At 37.4% G+C, this 17507-nt stretch carries 15 protein-coding genes; 5 read left to right on the top strand and 10 right to left on the bottom strand.

The annotated features are described in order from the left end of the window. Nucleotides 1–226 precede the first annotated feature (226 nt). Nucleotides 227–1201: a hypothetical protein gene (locus ACQEXP_RS18725; protein WP_426971221.1), complete on the top strand. Its 975-nt coding sequence runs from the start codon at nucleotides 227–229 to the stop codon at nucleotides 1199–1201. 421 nt (nucleotides 1202–1622) lie between these two features. Here ACQEXP_RS18725 and ACQEXP_RS18720 read toward each other — a convergent pair whose 3' ends face one another. The 4 genes from ACQEXP_RS18720 to ACQEXP_RS18705 all read right to left on the bottom strand — a co-directional run bounded on the left by ACQEXP_RS18720 (nucleotide 1623) and on the right by ACQEXP_RS18705 (nucleotide 6268). Further along, a complete protein-coding gene (locus ACQEXP_RS18720) occupies nucleotides 1623–2534 on the bottom strand; it encodes an OmpA family protein (protein WP_426971220.1) in 912 nt (303 codons plus the stop codon). Then, nucleotides 2509–3216, bottom strand: coding sequence for a fimbrial biogenesis chaperone (locus tag ACQEXP_RS18715; protein ID WP_426971219.1), 708 nt, complete (start codon nucleotides 3214–3216; stop codon nucleotides 2509–2511). Before ACQEXP_RS18715 ends, ACQEXP_RS18720 begins: the two co-directional genes overlap by 26 nt. An 8-nt stretch (nucleotides 3217–3224) precedes the next feature. Then, complete coding sequence (locus ACQEXP_RS18710; RefSeq protein ID WP_426971218.1) at nucleotides 3225–5639, bottom strand: fimbria/pilus outer membrane usher protein; 2415 nt, start codon at nucleotides 5637–5639, stop codon at nucleotides 3225–3227. 80 nt (nucleotides 5640–5719) lie between these two features. Further along, complete coding sequence (locus ACQEXP_RS18705) at nucleotides 5720–6268, bottom strand: fimbrial protein (protein ID WP_426971217.1); 549 nt, start codon at nucleotides 6266–6268, stop codon at nucleotides 5720–5722. Nucleotides 6269–6870: 602 nt separating this feature from the next. Here ACQEXP_RS18705 and ACQEXP_RS18700 point away from each other — a divergent pair. Beyond that, a complete protein-coding gene (locus ACQEXP_RS18700) occupies nucleotides 6871–7443 on the top strand; it encodes a porin family protein (RefSeq protein ID WP_426971216.1) in 573 nt (190 codons plus the stop codon). 288 nt (nucleotides 7444–7731) lie between these two features. Here ACQEXP_RS18700 and ACQEXP_RS18695 read toward each other — a convergent pair whose 3' ends face one another. The 4 genes from ACQEXP_RS18695 to ACQEXP_RS18680 form a co-directional block, all read right to left on the bottom strand. After that, nucleotides 7732–8346 carry a response regulator transcription factor gene (locus ACQEXP_RS18695; RefSeq protein WP_426971215.1) on the bottom strand — a complete coding sequence of 205 codons (615 nt, stop codon included), beginning with the start codon at nucleotides 8344–8346 and terminating at the stop codon, nucleotides 7732–7734. A 91-nt stretch (nucleotides 8347–8437) separates the two neighbouring features. Then, nucleotides 8438–9022: a response regulator gene (locus ACQEXP_RS18690; protein WP_426971214.1), complete on the bottom strand. Its 585-nt coding sequence runs from the start codon at nucleotides 9020–9022 to the stop codon at nucleotides 8438–8440. An 11-nt stretch (nucleotides 9023–9033) separates the two neighbouring features. After that, complete coding sequence (locus ACQEXP_RS18685; protein WP_426971213.1) at nucleotides 9034–10164, bottom strand: EAL domain-containing response regulator; 1131 nt, start codon at nucleotides 10162–10164, stop codon at nucleotides 9034–9036. After that, the gene (locus ACQEXP_RS18680) at nucleotides 10157–12304 is read right to left on the bottom strand and encodes an ATP-binding response regulator (protein WP_426971212.1); all 2148 of its coding nucleotides are present in this window, start codon (nucleotides 12302–12304) and stop codon (nucleotides 10157–10159) included. The genes ACQEXP_RS18685 and ACQEXP_RS18680 overlap by 8 nt, the downstream gene beginning before the upstream one ends. A 231-nt stretch (nucleotides 12305–12535) precedes the next feature. Between ACQEXP_RS18680 and ACQEXP_RS18675 the strand changes: the two genes are divergently transcribed. Then, complete coding sequence (locus ACQEXP_RS18675) at nucleotides 12536–13456, top strand: LysR family transcriptional regulator (protein WP_426971211.1); 921 nt, start codon at nucleotides 12536–12538, stop codon at nucleotides 13454–13456. A 929-nt stretch (nucleotides 13457–14385) separates the two neighbouring features. On the opposite strand, the gene ACQEXP_RS18670 is transcribed toward ACQEXP_RS18675, so the two are convergent. Next, a complete protein-coding gene (locus ACQEXP_RS18670) occupies nucleotides 14386–14508 on the bottom strand; it encodes a hypothetical protein (RefSeq protein WP_426971210.1) in 123 nt (40 codons plus the stop codon). Nucleotides 14509–14935: 427 nt separating this feature from the next. Between ACQEXP_RS18670 and ACQEXP_RS18665 the strand changes: the two genes are divergently transcribed. Together ACQEXP_RS18665 and ACQEXP_RS18660 are read left to right on the top strand one after the other, a co-directional pair. Next, the gene (locus ACQEXP_RS18665; RefSeq protein ID WP_426971209.1) at nucleotides 14936–15238 is read left to right on the top strand and encodes a glucose PTS transporter subunit EIIB; all 303 of its coding nucleotides are present in this window, start codon (nucleotides 14936–14938) and stop codon (nucleotides 15236–15238) included. A gap of 263 nt (nucleotides 15239–15501) precedes the next feature. After that, nucleotides 15502–15999, top strand: a complete 498-nt coding sequence (locus ACQEXP_RS18660) for a hypothetical protein (protein ID WP_426971208.1) — start codon at nucleotides 15502–15504, stop codon at nucleotides 15997–15999. A gap of 711 nt (nucleotides 16000–16710) precedes the next feature. On the opposite strand, the gene ACQEXP_RS18655 is transcribed toward ACQEXP_RS18660, so the two are convergent. Further along, the gene (locus ACQEXP_RS18655; RefSeq protein ID WP_426971207.1) at nucleotides 16711–17301 is read right to left on the bottom strand and encodes a response regulator; all 591 of its coding nucleotides are present in this window, start codon (nucleotides 17299–17301) and stop codon (nucleotides 16711–16713) included. Between the last annotated feature and the right edge of the window lie 206 nt (nucleotides 17302–17507).

Here is a 17507-nt window from a genome sequence, read left to right as displayed (position 1 = left end):
ACTTCTATATATAACACCCCCCCCCCCCCCCCCCCCGCAGTAGCCCATTATTGTATAGCTCAGGTGGTCGAACAGTTTCCACAGGCATATTCATAGTGTTTGTTCGGCTAGCTTAGTTTTCCTCGAAAAAAGGTTATTCGGCGAAAACTATCAAGTATGTAGGAATAAACGCACAGGCATTTATGTGGGGGTTATGTATTATATATGTGCTTTTCTGAGAGGTTATATGCGTAAACTTAGTTTGTTTTCTATTTTGCTGTTACTCACTGTTTCAACGTCATTTTCTGCACTAGCACTAGAAGAGGGCGAATGCATATTCACGAACTTAAAACTCGATTATGTGGGCGCTAGTTTTCCAGGCGCGAATGATATTTACCTTGATGGTGATGTGCTCGGTACTATGTACATCAAGTTCGACTTTGAATGCCATGCTAGCACATATCAAGGTATCATAGGGACTTATGGAGCGGGAGCCAGCTACACTGGAGCCAATCGAATATACCGAAGCAATATTGATGGAATTATTTTAAAATCAAATTTCTCCGTAAACAAATTCGGGGGTCAGGCTGGTGAGTTTGCAATACACAATGTCGGCGGTGGGTATCAATGGGGTACATCTAATATCGCCACTTTTCAGGTCATTAAGTCAGGTACAATAAGTAATGCTAGCACGTCAGTGAACTTAAACTTAGAACATCCATTTAGAATAGCATCTTCGGTGTTTTGGGACCTGAAACCTGTCTACCCTCACCATAGCGATATGGACAGTACTGATGACATTCCGGTTTATAACGCATCTTGCGATATTACACACCCTTCCATTGTTGAAGTTCCGCGGTTAATCCCTTTACAGAATAACGAAGTGAGTAGTCGCTTCAATATAGTATTGAACTGTTCTAATAGTTCGGTAATGCAAAACAACATCGAATTGACGGTCAACCCAGTGATGACTGCCGGTGTAACCTTAAGTTCTGACAGCCAGTCATTATTGTATAATTCAGGTGGACGAATAGTATCAATGAACATTTTCAATAGTGTCGGAGCGGAAACTCAAATGAAGTTTTCAACTATGTACCAATTTAGCAATAGCAGCGGGGGGAGTAGCTTTACCATTCCAATGCGAGCGCATTTTTCCCTTGGGAGCGGTTCAGGTTATGGTGACTACAGTTTTCAAGCTTTGTTATCTGTTCAGTACAATTGATTAACTCCCAATCTACTTAATATTAAAGTTTTCAAATATAACTAGTTATAAGTTTATCGCAGACTATCAATCTCAATCTGAATCGGGGGACATACTCAGCATTCTACTTTTTAAGGCCTCTTGCACTAAGCTTTGCCGATATATTTATGGTAAAGAAACGTGCTCAAGTAGGATTGATTGATAAAAGTCGGCGCCTGATACCGATTTAACAAAACTATAAAATAACCTCACATATTAAACGTTATTTAGCGAGAGTAACCTGCATTCACTTCAATCGTAGCAACTTCCGATAAATAAGTTACTTCTATATTAGTTTATATATCTTTCACTATTTGAGTAAAAAATGGGTTGCAAAAACTTATAGAAAAACCAAGGCGCAGACGGATTGCCATAAATCAAAAATAAATATGGATTATAAGAACTAAGATTTTTTGGTTTTGAAATATGATATTTGAACCAATGGTTGAAGAATCTCATCCTTAGTAGAATAACTAACTTCGAGTCGGTATATACCTATACCATGGGTTGCGTAAAACTCACGCAATCTATGTACTCTACGTTGACCGATCCAATCATTATACTCTTGTGGCCCATCCTTGGAGTTTTTGATAACGATTCGAGCGTTCAAATTAGGGTGTACGTGAAGATATTGAATACTTTCTTTGAGTGCCGAATCATTGGTAACGTAACTTGAATTTACTTCAAACACCCGTGTGACTTCAATTACAGCCTTTTCTGAAATGGTTGCCGGCTGTTGTAGCGAAGCAGGATCTGATACATCCTGCGTTACAAGCCCTAGGTCTACAGCGGAAAGTGGTTGTGAAATTATGGAGCTAGCTTGCCTTGAAGTGGAAAGTGCCCATGAAATCCCCACAGTAAACTCTGGATTCACTTTTACTTCAGTCTCTTTCTTAACTACAGCAGCTACTTCTCCCCAAAGTGTGACCTCCTTATCAAGTTGAAGCTGAAGAATACTTGAGACCCCTGCTTGAAATGGGTTGTTACCATCTTCATACTGAATGAACGAGCCATTAAGTAGTGAAGTGCTCGAAGAAAAAGATGTTCTCCCAAATAAAGAAACTCTAGCTTGAAAGTTCTTACTGTCTAACTCTGTGCTGTTGTTGTAGCCAAAACGAGAATCAAGCACCAATGATGGAGTGATACTTACACCATAATTGATTTTGGGAGAAAAGTAGTTATATGTAGGCTGGTAACCTGTTGCAAAGCCAAAGTAGTCGGTATGTACAGTGTCATCATCTATAGGATTGGGAGTTGACCATGCTTCCGAATACACGGCCATACAGATGCTAAAAGTTAACAGTTTGAATTTCACTTAAACCACCATAGTCATTAATAATTCCGTATTCCAACGTCATATTTTTCACGTTGATTCCATCAGGTAGTGCATATTTTTGCTGACCGAAAGGTGGCGTCATGTTGAATCTGTCATCAAGCATTTTGGAAATACTACCACTGGTTACTGATAAGTGGCCAAGGCTTAGGTAGTAAGGGCTATTATTGGATGACTGCAAGTAGTTTTTTCCATCCTTCTCAATGATTTTCCAAGAAAGTTCTTTTGCTGCATCATCTAACCCTTGCATATCTAACTGTTCCGGTCGAACAATGACTTTTATTCGAGTTCTTACCGCTATGCTTAACTGATTTTGGCCCTTAAGAGATTTTTTTGGAATTTCTTGTACTGAAAGGAAAAAAATACTTTCTCGGTCTTTAGCAAGATTGTTACCAACAGGAAGTATTCTTACAAAACCTCTTTCTTTAGCACCCAGCTTAAAGACAGGTGGCGTTAATACCAATGGGAGGCTGCTAGTATTTCCTTCGGTGTCCTCAATCCAAGACTGAACAAGGTACTCCCCCGTAGAGTCATTGATAATATCGATTTGATGCTCCTTGGACGTTGACATCACCTCCCTTGTATTTATTGGACGCACTCCGGCATACGCTTGAATAATGGGTAAAATACTAACGACAATAACTAACAAAGATTTCAATAACATTTTTGTACCTAATTACAATTTCGCTCAACGATGTTCTGCAAATTTTTAGAGTCAGGGCTTACATTCAATGAAAATTTACAAAGGTCAGAACCAACAATGAAAGTTGTTGACTCACCAGGCTTAATACCTGATAGATAAACAATATTATCGGTTCCTACGAAAGACACCTCGTCGTTTTGGTTATCTATTGAAACAACAGGCTCTCCAAACAAATTATCTTCGGCGTGTAGTTTCACTAGCGCGCGTTTTCCTACGCGAGCTTTTAGGCTGACTAACACGGTCGAACCTCTCCTAGGGACGTAGGTTTTACTGAACTCCACTAACTGAACATCAGGGTTTTTCTCAGCGTTGATATGGATCTTATTAGAACCATAGTCATTTGCATAAGGAACAACTGCGACACCATTTCTATTGGTTCTTGTCGTCGGGTTGTGATTAACAACCAAGTCATTGGCATTATCAACCTTAACGATTGCGGAAGTCTCGCCCAAGTACTGAGTGGCGACAATGCCTCCTTGATAGGCAAGCAGGCCGCCATTCGCACTTAAGCTACCAGATGTCACTTTTCCGTGAGATTGAACATTCGCAGAAAACTGTCCATAAGATTTCGTGGCTCTTACATTTGCGGATACTGAATTTTTATCGGTGTCTGTATCATGCGCAACACTAGTGGTGTAGTCATAATCTCCTACAGTTCCGTTGTACGATAGCTGGTTGTTAAATGCCCCCGTGTCTTTCCTATGAGTGGATGAGAATACCACGCTACTGTCTCTATTTTCGCCAAGTGGTAGGGATAACGAAAGACCCAACCTTCTATCACTACTCACTCCATAGTTGGCTAGAACTGTATCGCTGATGGTATAGTTCAAACCTACAGAAGCTCGACCAAAGCTAAAACTGAGCGATGAATAAAGCGAGGTGCCACTCAACGGTGAATCATGATAAGTGTCATACTTATATGATAAATACAATGTTGCCTCGCTGAATGGTTGACTAAGTGAAACTTCAAATCTGTTTCGCAAACCGAGCTCAGTTCTGCTGATATCAGGTTGATATAAGGTAGAAACATACTCTTCAAAGGTCTGAAAATCAGGAGACCGGTATTGATAACCGACCAACTGTAGGCTTGTGGATGAACGATAAAACTGTTTTGCATACAAGCTTTTAATAATAAAACCACTATACTGCCGTTGGTCTTCTAAACCAGAATAGCGCAATGCACCACCTTCGAGAGATAGTGCTCCAAACTGTCCTAGGTCATAAGTTAATCCCAATTCGCCATAATGATATTGGTCGGATAGCAACGTAGAAAACTTAGGTGTAACGATCCCAAGTCCATACTCCAAACCACCAGTTAAAACCACCGGTTGAAAAGAGGAGTGAGAGTTACGATATTGTCCAGCAGATAAGGAATAGTTAAAATTACCTTCGCGAAGTAAAGAAGGCAGCTTAGTAAAGGGGATTGTTCTGCGCCTAATTTGCCCATCACTTTCTTCAATAATGAGTTCTAAATCCGCACCTGTACTTGATACGTCAAGATCATCAATGGCGAACTCTCCCGGTGGAACTACTCGACTGTACAGCACTAATCCGTTTTGAAGAACGGTAACTTTAGCTGAACTTAAAGCGGTATCTCTTAAAATGGGGACATAGTTGTTCCAGTGGGATTTATACATATTAGTTGCTTTTTCGAGATGAATGCCAGTCAAAGGCAATGAACCATTGACAGCAGAAATGTTGCCGGAGCGTATTTCACCAAAGCTTGCTCGAGATGTAATAGAATCTATATCTCTGTAAACAAAAAAATCACTCACGTTAGAGTTTAAATCGTTGCCACTTTTGTATAGGTTTCCTCCGCCTTTTAAACGCCACATACCAAAACTTGCTAGCGCTTGGACACCCAAATAGCCATTTACATCAGACGAATTATTTGTGCCACTAATATACGAGTTGTAATTAAATTTAACGCTATTAATACCTTCGTCCCAGTTAGAAGACGGCGTTTTTAGTTTTCCATCAGGCTTTTCTATATTGATATCAGGAACACTAACAACTAGAGATGACTGTGAAGAAACATAGTTCGCAGTTGCCGCGTTAGGATTGATGTCCGTAACCATATAGCAACTTCTACTCATTTCAGGGACTTTAATGCTCAAACTATTCAATTGTTTTTTTGAGAAGCACGGCTGAAGGTTACCCGTGGTGTCTTCTACAAACTTGATTAGCATTCGCTGAGCGTTAAGTCCATTAAGCTCCACGTCAATCATATGGCTACCTGGCGAAATGCCTCGCTCAAACCAATAAGTATCTATCTCCTTTCCGATAATATTGCTATTCATAAAATTCAGATCGTACTCAGAACTTTCCACCTGATAAGCAAATAGCAGTAATAATAGAGAATAAATAATGCCATCTGATTTCATTCTACATTCCGGTCTGAGTGAATAACTGGGAACCGTTCCAATGGAATAGTTCCCATATGGGAGGATTTAAAACGAGAAGTTTAGTTGTATTCGATGGCGTAGGTTGCTGTCGCTGTTACAACACCTGCAGTAGGTGCAGAGCCACTGACATTGACGTACGCTGCATTAAAATTGAGTATATAAGACTGTCCAGCATCGCCTGAAAGCGGCAGCGTTGTTTCGTCCGACTTGTTGCTACCACCATTGATGTCGATAACGCTGGTTCCATCCGCTTTTAGTAATTGAATACCAACACCTGTTGCTGCACCCGTAGTTGCAGTGTTCTTTAAAACATATGCATTTGATGGGTCACCTTGACCAGCAAAAGTCACTCGCATTTGTTCGGCTACCGTAGCACTCTGACCTTTACAGTCTGAAAGTGAAATCGTGAACGCAGTCATACCAGCACGTGAGCCTACCGCTGTCCCTATAGCTGAGCTGCTAATGCTTGGCATTGTCATGTTTAAATTTTTATCTACGGAGCCACCACCGGTAGCAGCGCCATCTACTTTACATGAACCAGCCGCAATCTTACCGTTGAAGGTAATTTGTCCATCCGCTGCTTGAGAGGCTGTACTTGCTAGTAACATGCAACTAAAAATAGTTCCTTTGATTATGATATTTCTCATGGTCGCTTATATCCTTTCTATTGTTTTCAATGGATAGTGAGTTTCACTCACTAGTGAAGTTATATTATTAAAAATTTGACGCACGACTTATGTAGGACATCAGTCCGTGAGCTGTAATATGTTTCCTACACACCTGTCCCAATAGATTTTCCACAATGGATTAAGTTAACCGAAATAGTCTGGGTGTAATAAACGTTCGACTTAATCATATGAAACAAGATCGAGCATTGAAACGCTTAAAATTCGCCTCATTGAACTTGTTTAAAATAAACACCTAGCATATCGAACCAAGCGGCTAAAGAATAATATAACAACAACTGTTACGGGTAATAACAATTGGTATATTCGACAATTTAGCAACTGAAGGACGTCAGAATTTTAGGCCAATCTGAAAAATAAAAAATTCGTTAAAAATTTGGTTGCTTTAGCACCTTCTCAGTAACTCGACCGAGACCGAATTACCCTACAAGATAACTTCAAAATTCCTTCACTCATAGGTGTTTACTAAAAAACAAAAGGAAATATCATATCAATGCGCATCTATTAATGGAGATATATTCGCAATGATAATAAAAAAACGCGTAACTTTAATTGTACCTTTGTTCTGCATTACAATGTACGCTTCAGCTAATGAAAAATATGAAGGGTCATATGTTGGTGTAGATATTGGGTTATCCCAAAGTGCCAGCACGGATAATTACATCAGTCTAGATGCTGATGGATTGGGATATAATTTTTATGGTGGTTATCATTTTAATCGCATAGTTGGCATCGAAGCAAACTACAACGATTACGGAAATATGGAGCATAGAGGCAAAAAGTTAATGGCCCCTATTTCGACGTCTATATCTGCTAACCTAGGTTACACCTTTGAGAATACAATACGCCCATTTGCCCTAATTGGACTAGGCTATGTTAACCTCCGTGCGAATAGCGAGTCTTTGCTGGAGGAAGATAGCGGACTAGGATTGCACTTTGGAGTTGGCGTTGAATATTCTCCAATAGCAAACCTAACCATCAGAGCTATAACTCAAGCTGATGGAATCAATGTTGATAAAAAACCCTCTAACCTTAGCCAGACTGATAGCAACCTTTCTTTTGGTTCTACATCCGTTGGTCTGTCATATAAATTTTAGTAGGTTTTATTGTATAGAGGGGGTTACTAGCTAACTCCCTTGCTGTCTTGTTTTTTGCTTCTGTAACTTTATTTTTCAAGAATTAGGCTCTGTACACCACTGATAACAAACAACGTATCTATCCGTGATAGATTATTCTAATTTCATAGAAATCAACTTACTTAAGCGCAATCAATATTAAAACGGTCAGGAGTCTTATCAAGACCGTTTACCATATAAAATAATCAATCCTAATATTCTCCATTTGAAGTGTCCTGTCATATCAAGATTTTCAAATAAAATACAAAATCAAACAACAAAACTACGAGAGGTATCTTTAGGTAGAATATCCATAATGCTAGAAACATTGAACTTGTCTAGCACTCTCTTCTTATAAGTCGACACAGTTTTATCACTAATGTTAAGCCTCCTAGCAACCTCTTTATTTCTATGTCCCTCTGTTAGTAATTTCAATACCGTAATCTCACGCGCTGACAATTGAACTTTATGCTCTTGATTATAGCTAACAGACTTTTTGAACTCGAAGCCCTTTACTGCAGCGACTAAAGCCGACTGAAGTATTTCAATTGAATCTAGTCGAGAAACAACACCTTTAATATTCATTTTATTAAAAAGTCGAATATAAGATAGAGACGTATTCATACTATATGCAATAATGTATATATTTGGATATGACTCTTTTAAAAAACTCGTTATTTTTGATGCTGTAGACAAATCATAAAGGGGATCAAATATAATACAGTGCACAGGCCTACTCTTCAATTCGTTAGCCAGTTTAGAACAATTGTCCAGACTATAGATATCCCCAGTAAATTCTTGATTTTCTAAAAACTTAACCAAAGAATGACGTAGCAAAGGCTGTGATTCAACAATTAGAAAGTTAATTCGCTTTTCTTGATGCATGACTACCTCGTAAGATGCAATGTATTAATAACCTATAAACGAAGTGTCATATTAGTATCAAGTGATGTATCGTTGGGAAAAGTTTGTTTTCTTAGAGGGAAATCACCTTGAGATGTTTAACCAGGTTGAAAACTGACTTAACACCATATTTGTCAAGGACTCGGCGTTTATAGGTACTCACCGTTTTCTCGCTTATGTCCATTTTTCTCGCTACCGACTTGTTTGTATGTCCTTCTAGCAACAACCGAAGCACTGTACTCTCTTGGTTAGAAAGCTTAACAACCATCCTCCCTTGGTGTGACCGAAAAAAAGTGTAACCATTCAGCACAGCGTTAATCGCATCAACTGCACGAGTGACACTTTCTTTCTTATCTAGGTAACCTGATACACCAGCATTAATAGCGATATCACTACATAACTGCTCATCTTTACTTGAGATAATAATGGTTTTGCCCTCAAAACCAGTCAACTTTGCTTTGTTCAACAGTTCGAAACCATCATCACCATCCAACTCGATATCTAGTATGAGTAAGTCGACCTTGTTTTCTGCCAAATGTAACAAAGCCTTATCTGCTTCAAAGACTTGCTCTACATTTGCATGTTGGAAATGATCTTCTATCACCTGTTTAAGTGCTGCACAGACAAGCGGATGATCGTCAACAATCAAAATTTTCATCTACTAAACCTCTATATTTGGGGGCTTGGCTTACCCAACAAAAAACCCTGACAAATGTCAAATCTCAGATCTTTAGCCAATCTAAATAGATCTTGATTTTCAATTCCTTCCGCTACAGTCTGAATATTAAGATCTCGGCAAACCAAAACGATATTTTTAATCAATGCATAGGTTTTCTCATCCTCACTTCCTGCTAATATTAGTTGTCGAGATATTTTAAGTTCGTGAAATGCAAGGCTCGCCAATTTTTTATATGTGGCATAATCATCGCCAAAGTCATCGATTGAGAACTTCACACCGACAAGAGATAACTTATTAAAAGCGTATAAAAAATCACAGTTAAGAAAATATTCCTTACCTTCTGTCACTTCAATAATTATTTTATCAAAGTTAAAGTTATAAGAATTTACTAACTCGATTATAGATTTGACCAAGCCTGAATTAGAAAAAATATCAGGTGGCGCATTTATTGAAAATGAAACATCAATAGAAGCTTGTTTCCAATAACATATTGCCTTCTCTAGGCTTAGGAGAAAGAGTTGGGTATAAAAGCTTGTAGGCAGATCATCAGTAAGGAACCTGCTTGGGGGGATTGTCCCTTGAGTCGGGTGTTCAAAACGAGAAAGCACTTCATAGCCGACAACTTCCATGGAGCCTATCGCCACTTTCTTCTGATAGTAGTTTACTATCTGGTTCCCATATAAAGCGGAGAGTAAATCACGCAACTTAAAGTGGTCATACGATTTCACTACATTCATGCTTTGACTAAACAACAGGCACCGTAAAGTTTCTTCTATGGTGTCAATACACAAAGGTTTTTGAAGAAAGCTAACGTGTTTAAGCCCTAATTGCTCTGCCATCAGCACCAGTGATTGGGAATAACTTTGAGCAACAGAGCTAATCATTAATATAGGGATAGACTTGTCAATCGTAGCAAGTATGCGGACAAAATCTAGACCATCGCATATAGGCATATCAATATCACAAATGATTAATTCGAATCTTTCAGTTGCTAATATTCTAGATGCTATCTCTCCATTTTCCGCGTGCTGAACCTCATCCACTCCTAGATCTTTTAAATACACGTTTGTGACTTCTCTATCAATATTGCTATCATCAATCAACAAAACATTCTTATACATGACCACTGTCGGATTCTCTCAATTTATTGTATAAAACTTCAATCAAATCTGCTTTTGCCTCACTAAGTTCCTCTGCACTTGCAAAGTCATTGCGGCATACCGATTCTAATTTCCCTGCAATATCACCTATTTCAAACTCCCCTAAAGAATTCGCCCCACCTTTTATTTTGTGAGCAATCCTTCCAATATGTCCACGATCAGATTCGGATTCAATTAAATGCAAATCTTTTGTCATAGTATCTCTATATATTTTGTACAAGTTTTTCTTTTTATCATCAGGTAGATTAGAAATATAATCAGATATTTTTTTATTTTTACCAGAAAACCTTTTGCACTTAACTTTATTGCTTGACAATACTTTAAACAAACTTTTAACTTCAAAAGGTTTCAAGATTACGTCATCAAAATCGAGCATTTTTTTCCTCAATGACTTTGAATGCTCTGCTGTACATCCTAATATTGGCTTGTTTTTGAATGAATTTAAGTTATCTCTAACCCATTTCACTAAAGATATACCATCCATCTTCGGCATGTGTACATCTGTTATTAACATATCGTAAGAATCGCCATTTATCTGTAACTCTCTCTGGGCTTCAATGCCATCTGAAACAATTACAGCCTTAACACCCAATAGCTCCATCTGTTCACCCAACATATATTGGTTAATGGGATTATCCTCAGCTATTAACACCGTTAATCCTACTAACGTGTTTTCGTTTTCTCCGATAATACCTTGCTTATTTTTACTTATTTTTTCCTTACACTTATAAAATAAGTCTGGATAGAACGGTTCGGTATTAACCTGCCAAATACGTCTTTCGTTGTCAAAGCCCATTCCTAAATGATTGTTGTTTAAAAGAACGTAACGCTCATTGTCATCATTCGGTTCTATGTCATCAATCGAGTCAACAATTTTCATACAGTTATCATTGAAGTGACATAAAGATGTAAACCACTCTAAAACTTGTTCATTTTTTCCTGAGTACCTAAAACAAAAGCATTTATCTCTGTATTTATAGCCTTTGATAGGAAGAGAAACTTGTACTGACGTACTTTGTCCTTCTACGGAGTTAATAGAAATGTCACCAGACATCAACTTAGTGAGTCTTTTCACAATTGCTAAGCCGAGGCCAGTACCGCCGTATCTTCGTTCAATAGAGTCATCGGCCTGTCGAAATGGATCAAAGATAAAAGCGAGTTTATCTTCGCTAATACCAATTCCCGTATCATCGACAATTATAGTTATGCGTTGCTTCGACACACTAACAGTAACTTTAATTCGACCATATTCTGTAAACTTGACTGCATTTGATAGAATATTATTCACTACCTGACTTAATCTAAGTGAGTCAATCAATATATGATCTACTTCGCTATACTCCCAACGTGTCTCGAAAACCAATCCCTTTTCTCTCGCAGACGCCTCATGCAATCTAATTAAGTCTCCAAGAAGATCTGTGTACGATACATACTGCTCTACTAGCGATATACCTTGACTATCTAACTTACTGTAATCAAGAATATCGTTAACGAGTAACTGTAAGTTCTTAGCAGAAGACATCAAACTTTTTAATTTATAGTTATCCGAAACACTTCTATCCTCATAAGACATTAGATCCAACAAACCGACCATAGACGCAATTGGTGTTCTAAGCTCATGACTCATGGTTGCCAAAAATCGCTCACGACTTTGTACAGCTTGTTCTGCCAAACTATGTGCTTTCTCGAGCGCTGAACAATACTCATATTCACGCGTAACATCATCAACCACTGTTAATATTTTTTTGCTATTGGATATCGCTCGTTTTGTAACGCGAACTTTATCGACAATTCCAAATTCACATCGCTTTTCTGAGGACATATTTTTTAAATTGAAAACATTTTCCTCTCTCCCATTGATCTGATTATATACTTGACATCCTCCAGACATTAAACACATATCATAATATGGGCAATTACATGCTTCTAATGTATTCTTCTTTCCATGTTCTAAAAAGATCAAACTAGGCATTTCAGAAATAACATCATTACTCCAAATAAATCGACCATTACTTCGCATACGTTGTTTCACGCTAATTACGATCACTATCAGCGATACTGATAGTAATATCACTAATGACGGTGTAACAAATTGATACATTTTCTTTCCCTATTTGGATTGAATAGATACTCAAGCAAGTTAGTTCAATTGCAAGCCGGCAAGTATGATCTCTGTTGTTACTATCTGTTTTCGTTAAAGTAAAGAAATCTACTAGGCTTATGGTGAACTATGTTATCCGATTATATGAGATGTTTATGTAAGACTAGATTAAGTGCTGCGTGCGAAATATACTACATTGCATAACTTTATTGATATGAGCACTTTAGCCCTATGAAAAAGATAGAAAACCTGCACTTATTGTATACGCTTTTAGCTGTGTACCAGACGCAAAGCTTATCACTAGCTGGTCAAAGGCTGGGCAAAACCACAAGCTCTGTCAGTAAAGATATCGCAAAGCTAAGAGAGCAATTAGAAGACCCTCTTTTTGTACGATCGGATAATAAAATGATTCCAACGGAGTATGTCAAAAGTGTCGCACCTCAGATAGATATAATGCTTAGAGATATTCGCTATACACTTGCATCTAAAAATACGATTTCAAGTGAGCAATATCGAAAGCCTATAAGAGCCGCTGTTACGCATATTCTAATGGAACTTTATGGTGATGAGATATCTCTTCAATTACATAAGCAGTTTCCAAATACAAGTATAGAGCTGTTCACTTGGGACTCTAAGACCAATCAACAAATTCAAAACGAAGAATTAGACTTTGGCATACATTTAAACTTAGTTTCTCACCCTGGCAAGGTTAAATACAAACGTATTATTGAAAGTGAATTAGTCGTAATTTGTCCCATAGAGGACACAGGGAAAACATTAGCACAGCTTACTCTTAAGAATGACTTCATGTTTCTAAGACTAAAAGACTGGAATGATGTAGAGACAAACTTGAACAATATTGCAAACAAACATGGCTTCACATTTAACTTTTTCCCATGTATAACCGATAACCTAAATTCGGCAATGAAATTAGTTCATCGTGAAAAACTCTGCTTCTTCGTCCCAAAATTTATAGCTGACTATTACAAAGCCCCATACATCACTTGGCCACTACCAACAACAGGGTTGACGATTGGGTTATATCATCATGCTCAACAAAACGAAATGTTGACTAAAATATTTCTTCGCACAATGTCTAATGTTATAAAATCCTCTCCTATTCAAACGGAGTTTTTTGACAACATAGAATAGGGCGAAGCAAACACTATTAAGTTGTTAAAAAATAGGGGCGTGCCAAACAGCAAGGTAGTACGCCTGAACCTTGGAAGTAATATACAGTTCAATATCATTTGAAAGAGGTGACACATTGGCATTTAACCGCTCGATGGTTTGATATTTTATTGGTTTTTTTATGACTTTGGCTTTAGCTTGTAATAGCGTAGTTTTGGTGTGTCAACTCTCCTTGTTTTTGGAAAGCTGACCTTACTTACTAGTAAGGATTAATCAGGATGTTTGATGTGATAGCAGAGTAGATTGGAGATTGAATTTAGTTTGACCTCCCAGGTAGTTCAGTTTTAAAGCTGTAGATTCCATAGATTGCTTGGGCCCCAAACAAATACTTATCTCGCATTGGAATATTGACACCAATGCTTCCATTAGTATGGTTAAAATTGTGTGAGTTAGAAAGCCGCATCTGATTTTCAGCTCTAACACTATTGAATAAGTTCATAGACAAAGCCCACCCATCAGAATCATACGCCAACGTGTAACTTTTTGAACTTAGTGATAGACCCGTGTTAATTACTGGACTGATAAGCAAATCCGCATTGTTTTGCATCACCGAACTATCCGAGCAATTCAGAATTAGATTGGAATGTTCATTCACTTCGTTTCTCTTCGCTGATATATCAGCAATGGCAGAATGCATATTAACACAAGACGTATTATAGACCGGGATATCACCAGAATCTAATACATCACTTGTATCAGGATAGCTATCCTGAACAGACTGGGTCCACAAATAAGATATTAATCTGAATGGTCTCTCTAAATTTAACTTTACCGATGTAACATCACTGACTTCTCCAGACTTAACGACATCAAACGCTAGAATTCCTGAAGAACCGCTAATGGTAGTATTTGTGCGGGTTATAAACTTCTCTAAATGTAGTTCATGCCACTTAATCCGCAACTTGCGACTGCAGCACTTTGGCTTTGAGTTGAATCCCTTTCACATTACTTCTGTAGTCAACTCCCGATATATGACTCGAACTCGCTCCTACTGTGCCGATTTGTAGTGACATACCATTATTCGTTTTGGAGTTTATTTTACATGTATAACTATAAGAAATTAGAAGCTGACCGAGTACTTCACCATCCAGATAAATACTGTTAGTACTTGGTAAATCTGCACCAGAATATACAAGCCTTTGATTTGAGAACGAGCACTCTCCACTATCCAATTCTGAAGCGTCGGTATTAAAAACCATCAATACAAGTACAAAAAATTTATAACTAACCTTCATAACATTACGAATCTTTAGTTTGAATCATTCGAATATTACAACAATTAGCTACATCATGAACAATCAAATTTATGTAGGATAATACGCTCGTCAAGTCACTTAATTCTTTCTTAACCAAAAATGGGATTATAAATCATAATTGGTGTATTTACTGTGAACTTATCTTTGTGGTACGGTTTCTACTTTAAAGAATGAGCTTAACTTTATGCGACAATTTTTTTCTCATCCACTCAAAGCAATAACTCTGGTAAACCCTAATCTAGAGCAAGATGTAGATGTTATTCTACAAGCAATTGGAGGTATGGATAACTTAATTGAAACAGGCGCATGTGCGACGCGTTTACGACTAACACTTCACAATACTTTCATTGTAGATCAACAACAATTAAAACAACATGGGGCACATGGTATCGTTGTACTTGATCAACACCATATTCAAATAATTTACGGTGTGAAAGCAAACATGTATTCTCAAGTAATGGAAGAACGTAGGTCGGAAGTGTCTTAACTATTTTTTTAGTTAACAATCGTCTATTCATAAATAATCCTGTTAACCAGTACGTCTAATTTTCCTTTCTTATAAAAACTTGGTAAACGGAGTGAATTTATTACTTTGGATCGTAAAAACTGTAGTGTTATCTATCAGTTATTAATCGTTTTATACTCTGACCAATAGTAATTTTTATTTTCTATTCGATGGTATTAACCTAAATTTTATTTCAGTTCACTAGCACTGATATTATGCTGTGAAATGATTAACTCTGACATGATATGATGAAAACCAAATTACTGACGATAGCGTTATTTTCTTTACTAGCAAGTTTATCGGTTTTGGCCAAAGATTCGCCCGCTCAGTACAACTATCAAGTAGCACTCTTTGACGGTGAAAATTTACTTTACCAGGACGCAGGTTTTACGTCTGATAGCAGTTATTTTTCATACGGAGATCATATTTCTTATTTTGTAAAAACGTGTGAAAAAACTGCTTCAAAAACTATCACAAAACTATCTGCTAAAAGTGTTTATCAAGGCATTGGCTATCACATTGATGTAATTTCTGAGACATTAACTTTTTTTGAGACTACTATCGACGAATCTGCTTATACAAAGACAGAGAAGATCGAACTTAACTCATGTACTAACACAGGGCAGCCTCAGGAAAAACGGTATGAGTACAAAATCAAACTCGACTTAACCCGCCCGGATATTCAACGATATGCTGTAAATAATCATCGCGTTGTAAAAGTCATTATACAACAACAAAAGTAACGCTCATTGCTGTTAAAATTGCACTAAATATGAAGAACATTTACGGGGAAGGGGAAAGCATGGTGTAAACTTTAACGTTAGCTCCATTCAATCAATGTAAGAAATTTCTTGCTTACTTGCGATTTATCTACTAACTACTAAGTATGAAAAACCGTGAGGAGTATGAAAAATGAGGTGTTTTTTGACTTTATGTCTACTATTTTCTGCGTCGGTAATGTCTAAAAGTGACTTACCAAACACCCCGTCGAATGGTGGTTTAGAAGCAAAATTTAAATCTGTAAGCGGCCAAATCACGTTTAAAGGAAGAGTCATTCAGGAACCTTGCAAGTTGAGTTTGCACGATCGCTCTTTTACCGAGCAACAAGGTTGCGTCGAGCATACTGTTGATAAAATCGAAATCTTTAACGCGCATACTTTAGAAAGATCATCAGTTCTCATCATCAACTACATCTGACAATTAGTGTTACTCTTCGTGCTTACTTATCGTCTTTAATTTGGCTCTTTGTTGCTACGCGACAGACGAATGAAAAATGAATCCCAAGCGAATCAAAAGTCGTAATACCGACATTGGTCGCAACAGTAACCAGTATTTATTTACTGTAAAAAAATAGTAATGATACGGAATTATCTTATACTTTCGAGCCGTGACTTATTAATATTATTACAACAATATTAATAAGTCACGACGTAGGTCTTCTGTAAGGCACTTAATTACGCTTGTTGAAAATCTATTATTTCGATAATAGAACTAGCATTGTATTTTTCTAGAATTCTAGACTTATAAGTACTCACCGTTTTTGAGCTCAAAGATAATACCTCTGATATTTTTTTGTTAGTGTAGCCTTTGGATAAGTAACTAAAAACTAATGATTCACGCTCAGACAACTTAGGAATATCGTTTTCTTTAAATAAGCGCTGTTTGAATACGGTGTATCCTCTGATGATTGATAAAATTGCATCAACAATTAACGAAGACTCCTCAGTTTTGAGAATATACCCATTCGCACCAATACTTTTAGCCGTATTACTATATACGTGATTCTCATGTGACGAAAAAAACAATATCTTGCCTCCAAATCCACCTTGTCGAATACGTTGTATAAAATCCAATCCGCTTCCATCTTTCAATCTAATGTCTAGTATTATCATGTCTATACTATGTTCTCTCAGGATCCTACGTGCATCTTGAATTGAATTTGATTGGAAAATATTAGTCTGAGTCGCAATGTCTTTAAGCATGCATGCTATTGCACTTCGAATAATTGGTTGGTTGTCTAAAATAAGTGTTTTTGTTGAGTTCATTTCAAGCCTCTTTACTAGTTATATGTAATGCCCCTCCTGGATGCATTTTGATTTTTTTTAACATAGTAGCGAGCGTTTGATGGAAATATGGAAAATCAGTATTTCCAAAAATGAAACTCTTGATTGTGAAACTAGATGCGCTAATGGTTGAAGGGCAACAATTCTCTGCATAGCACAAGCAGGCTATTCATAACTGCGAGCTTGTA

The organism is Vibrio sp. TRT 1302 (assembly GCF_050113875.1).
In the GTDB taxonomy this organism is placed as follows: Bacteria; Pseudomonadota; Gammaproteobacteria; order Enterobacterales; family Vibrionaceae; genus Vibrio.
This window is presented reverse-complemented; position numbering and strand designations above follow the sequence as displayed.

Bases quoted from the DNA above. Each gene is read 5' to 3' on its own strand.
- ACQEXP_RS18725 (WP_426971221.1), top strand. From the start codon at position 227: ATGCGTAAACTTAGTTTGTTTTCTATTTTGCTGTTACTCACTGTTTCA.
- ACQEXP_RS18715 (WP_426971219.1), bottom strand. From the start codon at position 3,216: ATGTTATTGAAATCTTTGTTAGTTATTGTCGTTAGTATTTTACCCATT.
- ACQEXP_RS18710 (WP_426971218.1), bottom strand. From the start codon at position 5,639: ATGAAATCAGATGGCATTATTTATTCTCTATTATTACTGCTATTTGCT.
- ACQEXP_RS18705 (WP_426971217.1), bottom strand. From the start codon at position 6,268: ATGTTACTAGCAAGTACAGCCTCTCAAGCAGCGGATGGACAAATTACC.
- ACQEXP_RS18700 (WP_426971216.1), top strand. From the start codon at position 6,871: ATGATAATAAAAAAACGCGTAACTTTAATTGTACCTTTGTTCTGCATT.
- ACQEXP_RS18695 (WP_426971215.1), bottom strand. From the start codon at position 8,346: ATGCATCAAGAAAAGCGAATTAACTTTCTAATTGTTGAATCACAGCCT.
- ACQEXP_RS18690 (WP_426971214.1), bottom strand. From the start codon at position 9,022: ATGAAAATTTTGATTGTTGACGATCATCCGCTTGTCTGTGCAGCACTT.
- ACQEXP_RS18685 (WP_426971213.1), bottom strand. From the start codon at position 10,164: ATGTATAAGAATGTTTTGTTGATTGATGATAGCAATATTGATAGAGAA.
- ACQEXP_RS18680 (WP_426971212.1), bottom strand. From the start codon at position 12,304: ATGTATCAATTTGTTACACCGTCATTAGTGATATTACTATCAGTATCG.
- ACQEXP_RS18675 (WP_426971211.1), top strand. From the start codon at position 12,536: ATGAAAAAGATAGAAAACCTGCACTTATTGTATACGCTTTTAGCTGTG.
- ACQEXP_RS18670 (WP_426971210.1), bottom strand. From the start codon at position 14,508: ATGTCACTACAAATCGGCACAGTAGGAGCGAGTTCGAGTCATATATCG.
- ACQEXP_RS18665 (WP_426971209.1), top strand. From the start codon at position 14,936: ATGCGACAATTTTTTTCTCATCCACTCAAAGCAATAACTCTGGTAAAC.
- ACQEXP_RS18660 (WP_426971208.1), top strand. From the start codon at position 15,502: ATGATGAAAACCAAATTACTGACGATAGCGTTATTTTCTTTACTAGCA.
- ACQEXP_RS18655 (WP_426971207.1), bottom strand. From the start codon at position 17,301: ATGAACTCAACAAAAACACTTATTTTAGACAACCAACCAATTATTCGA.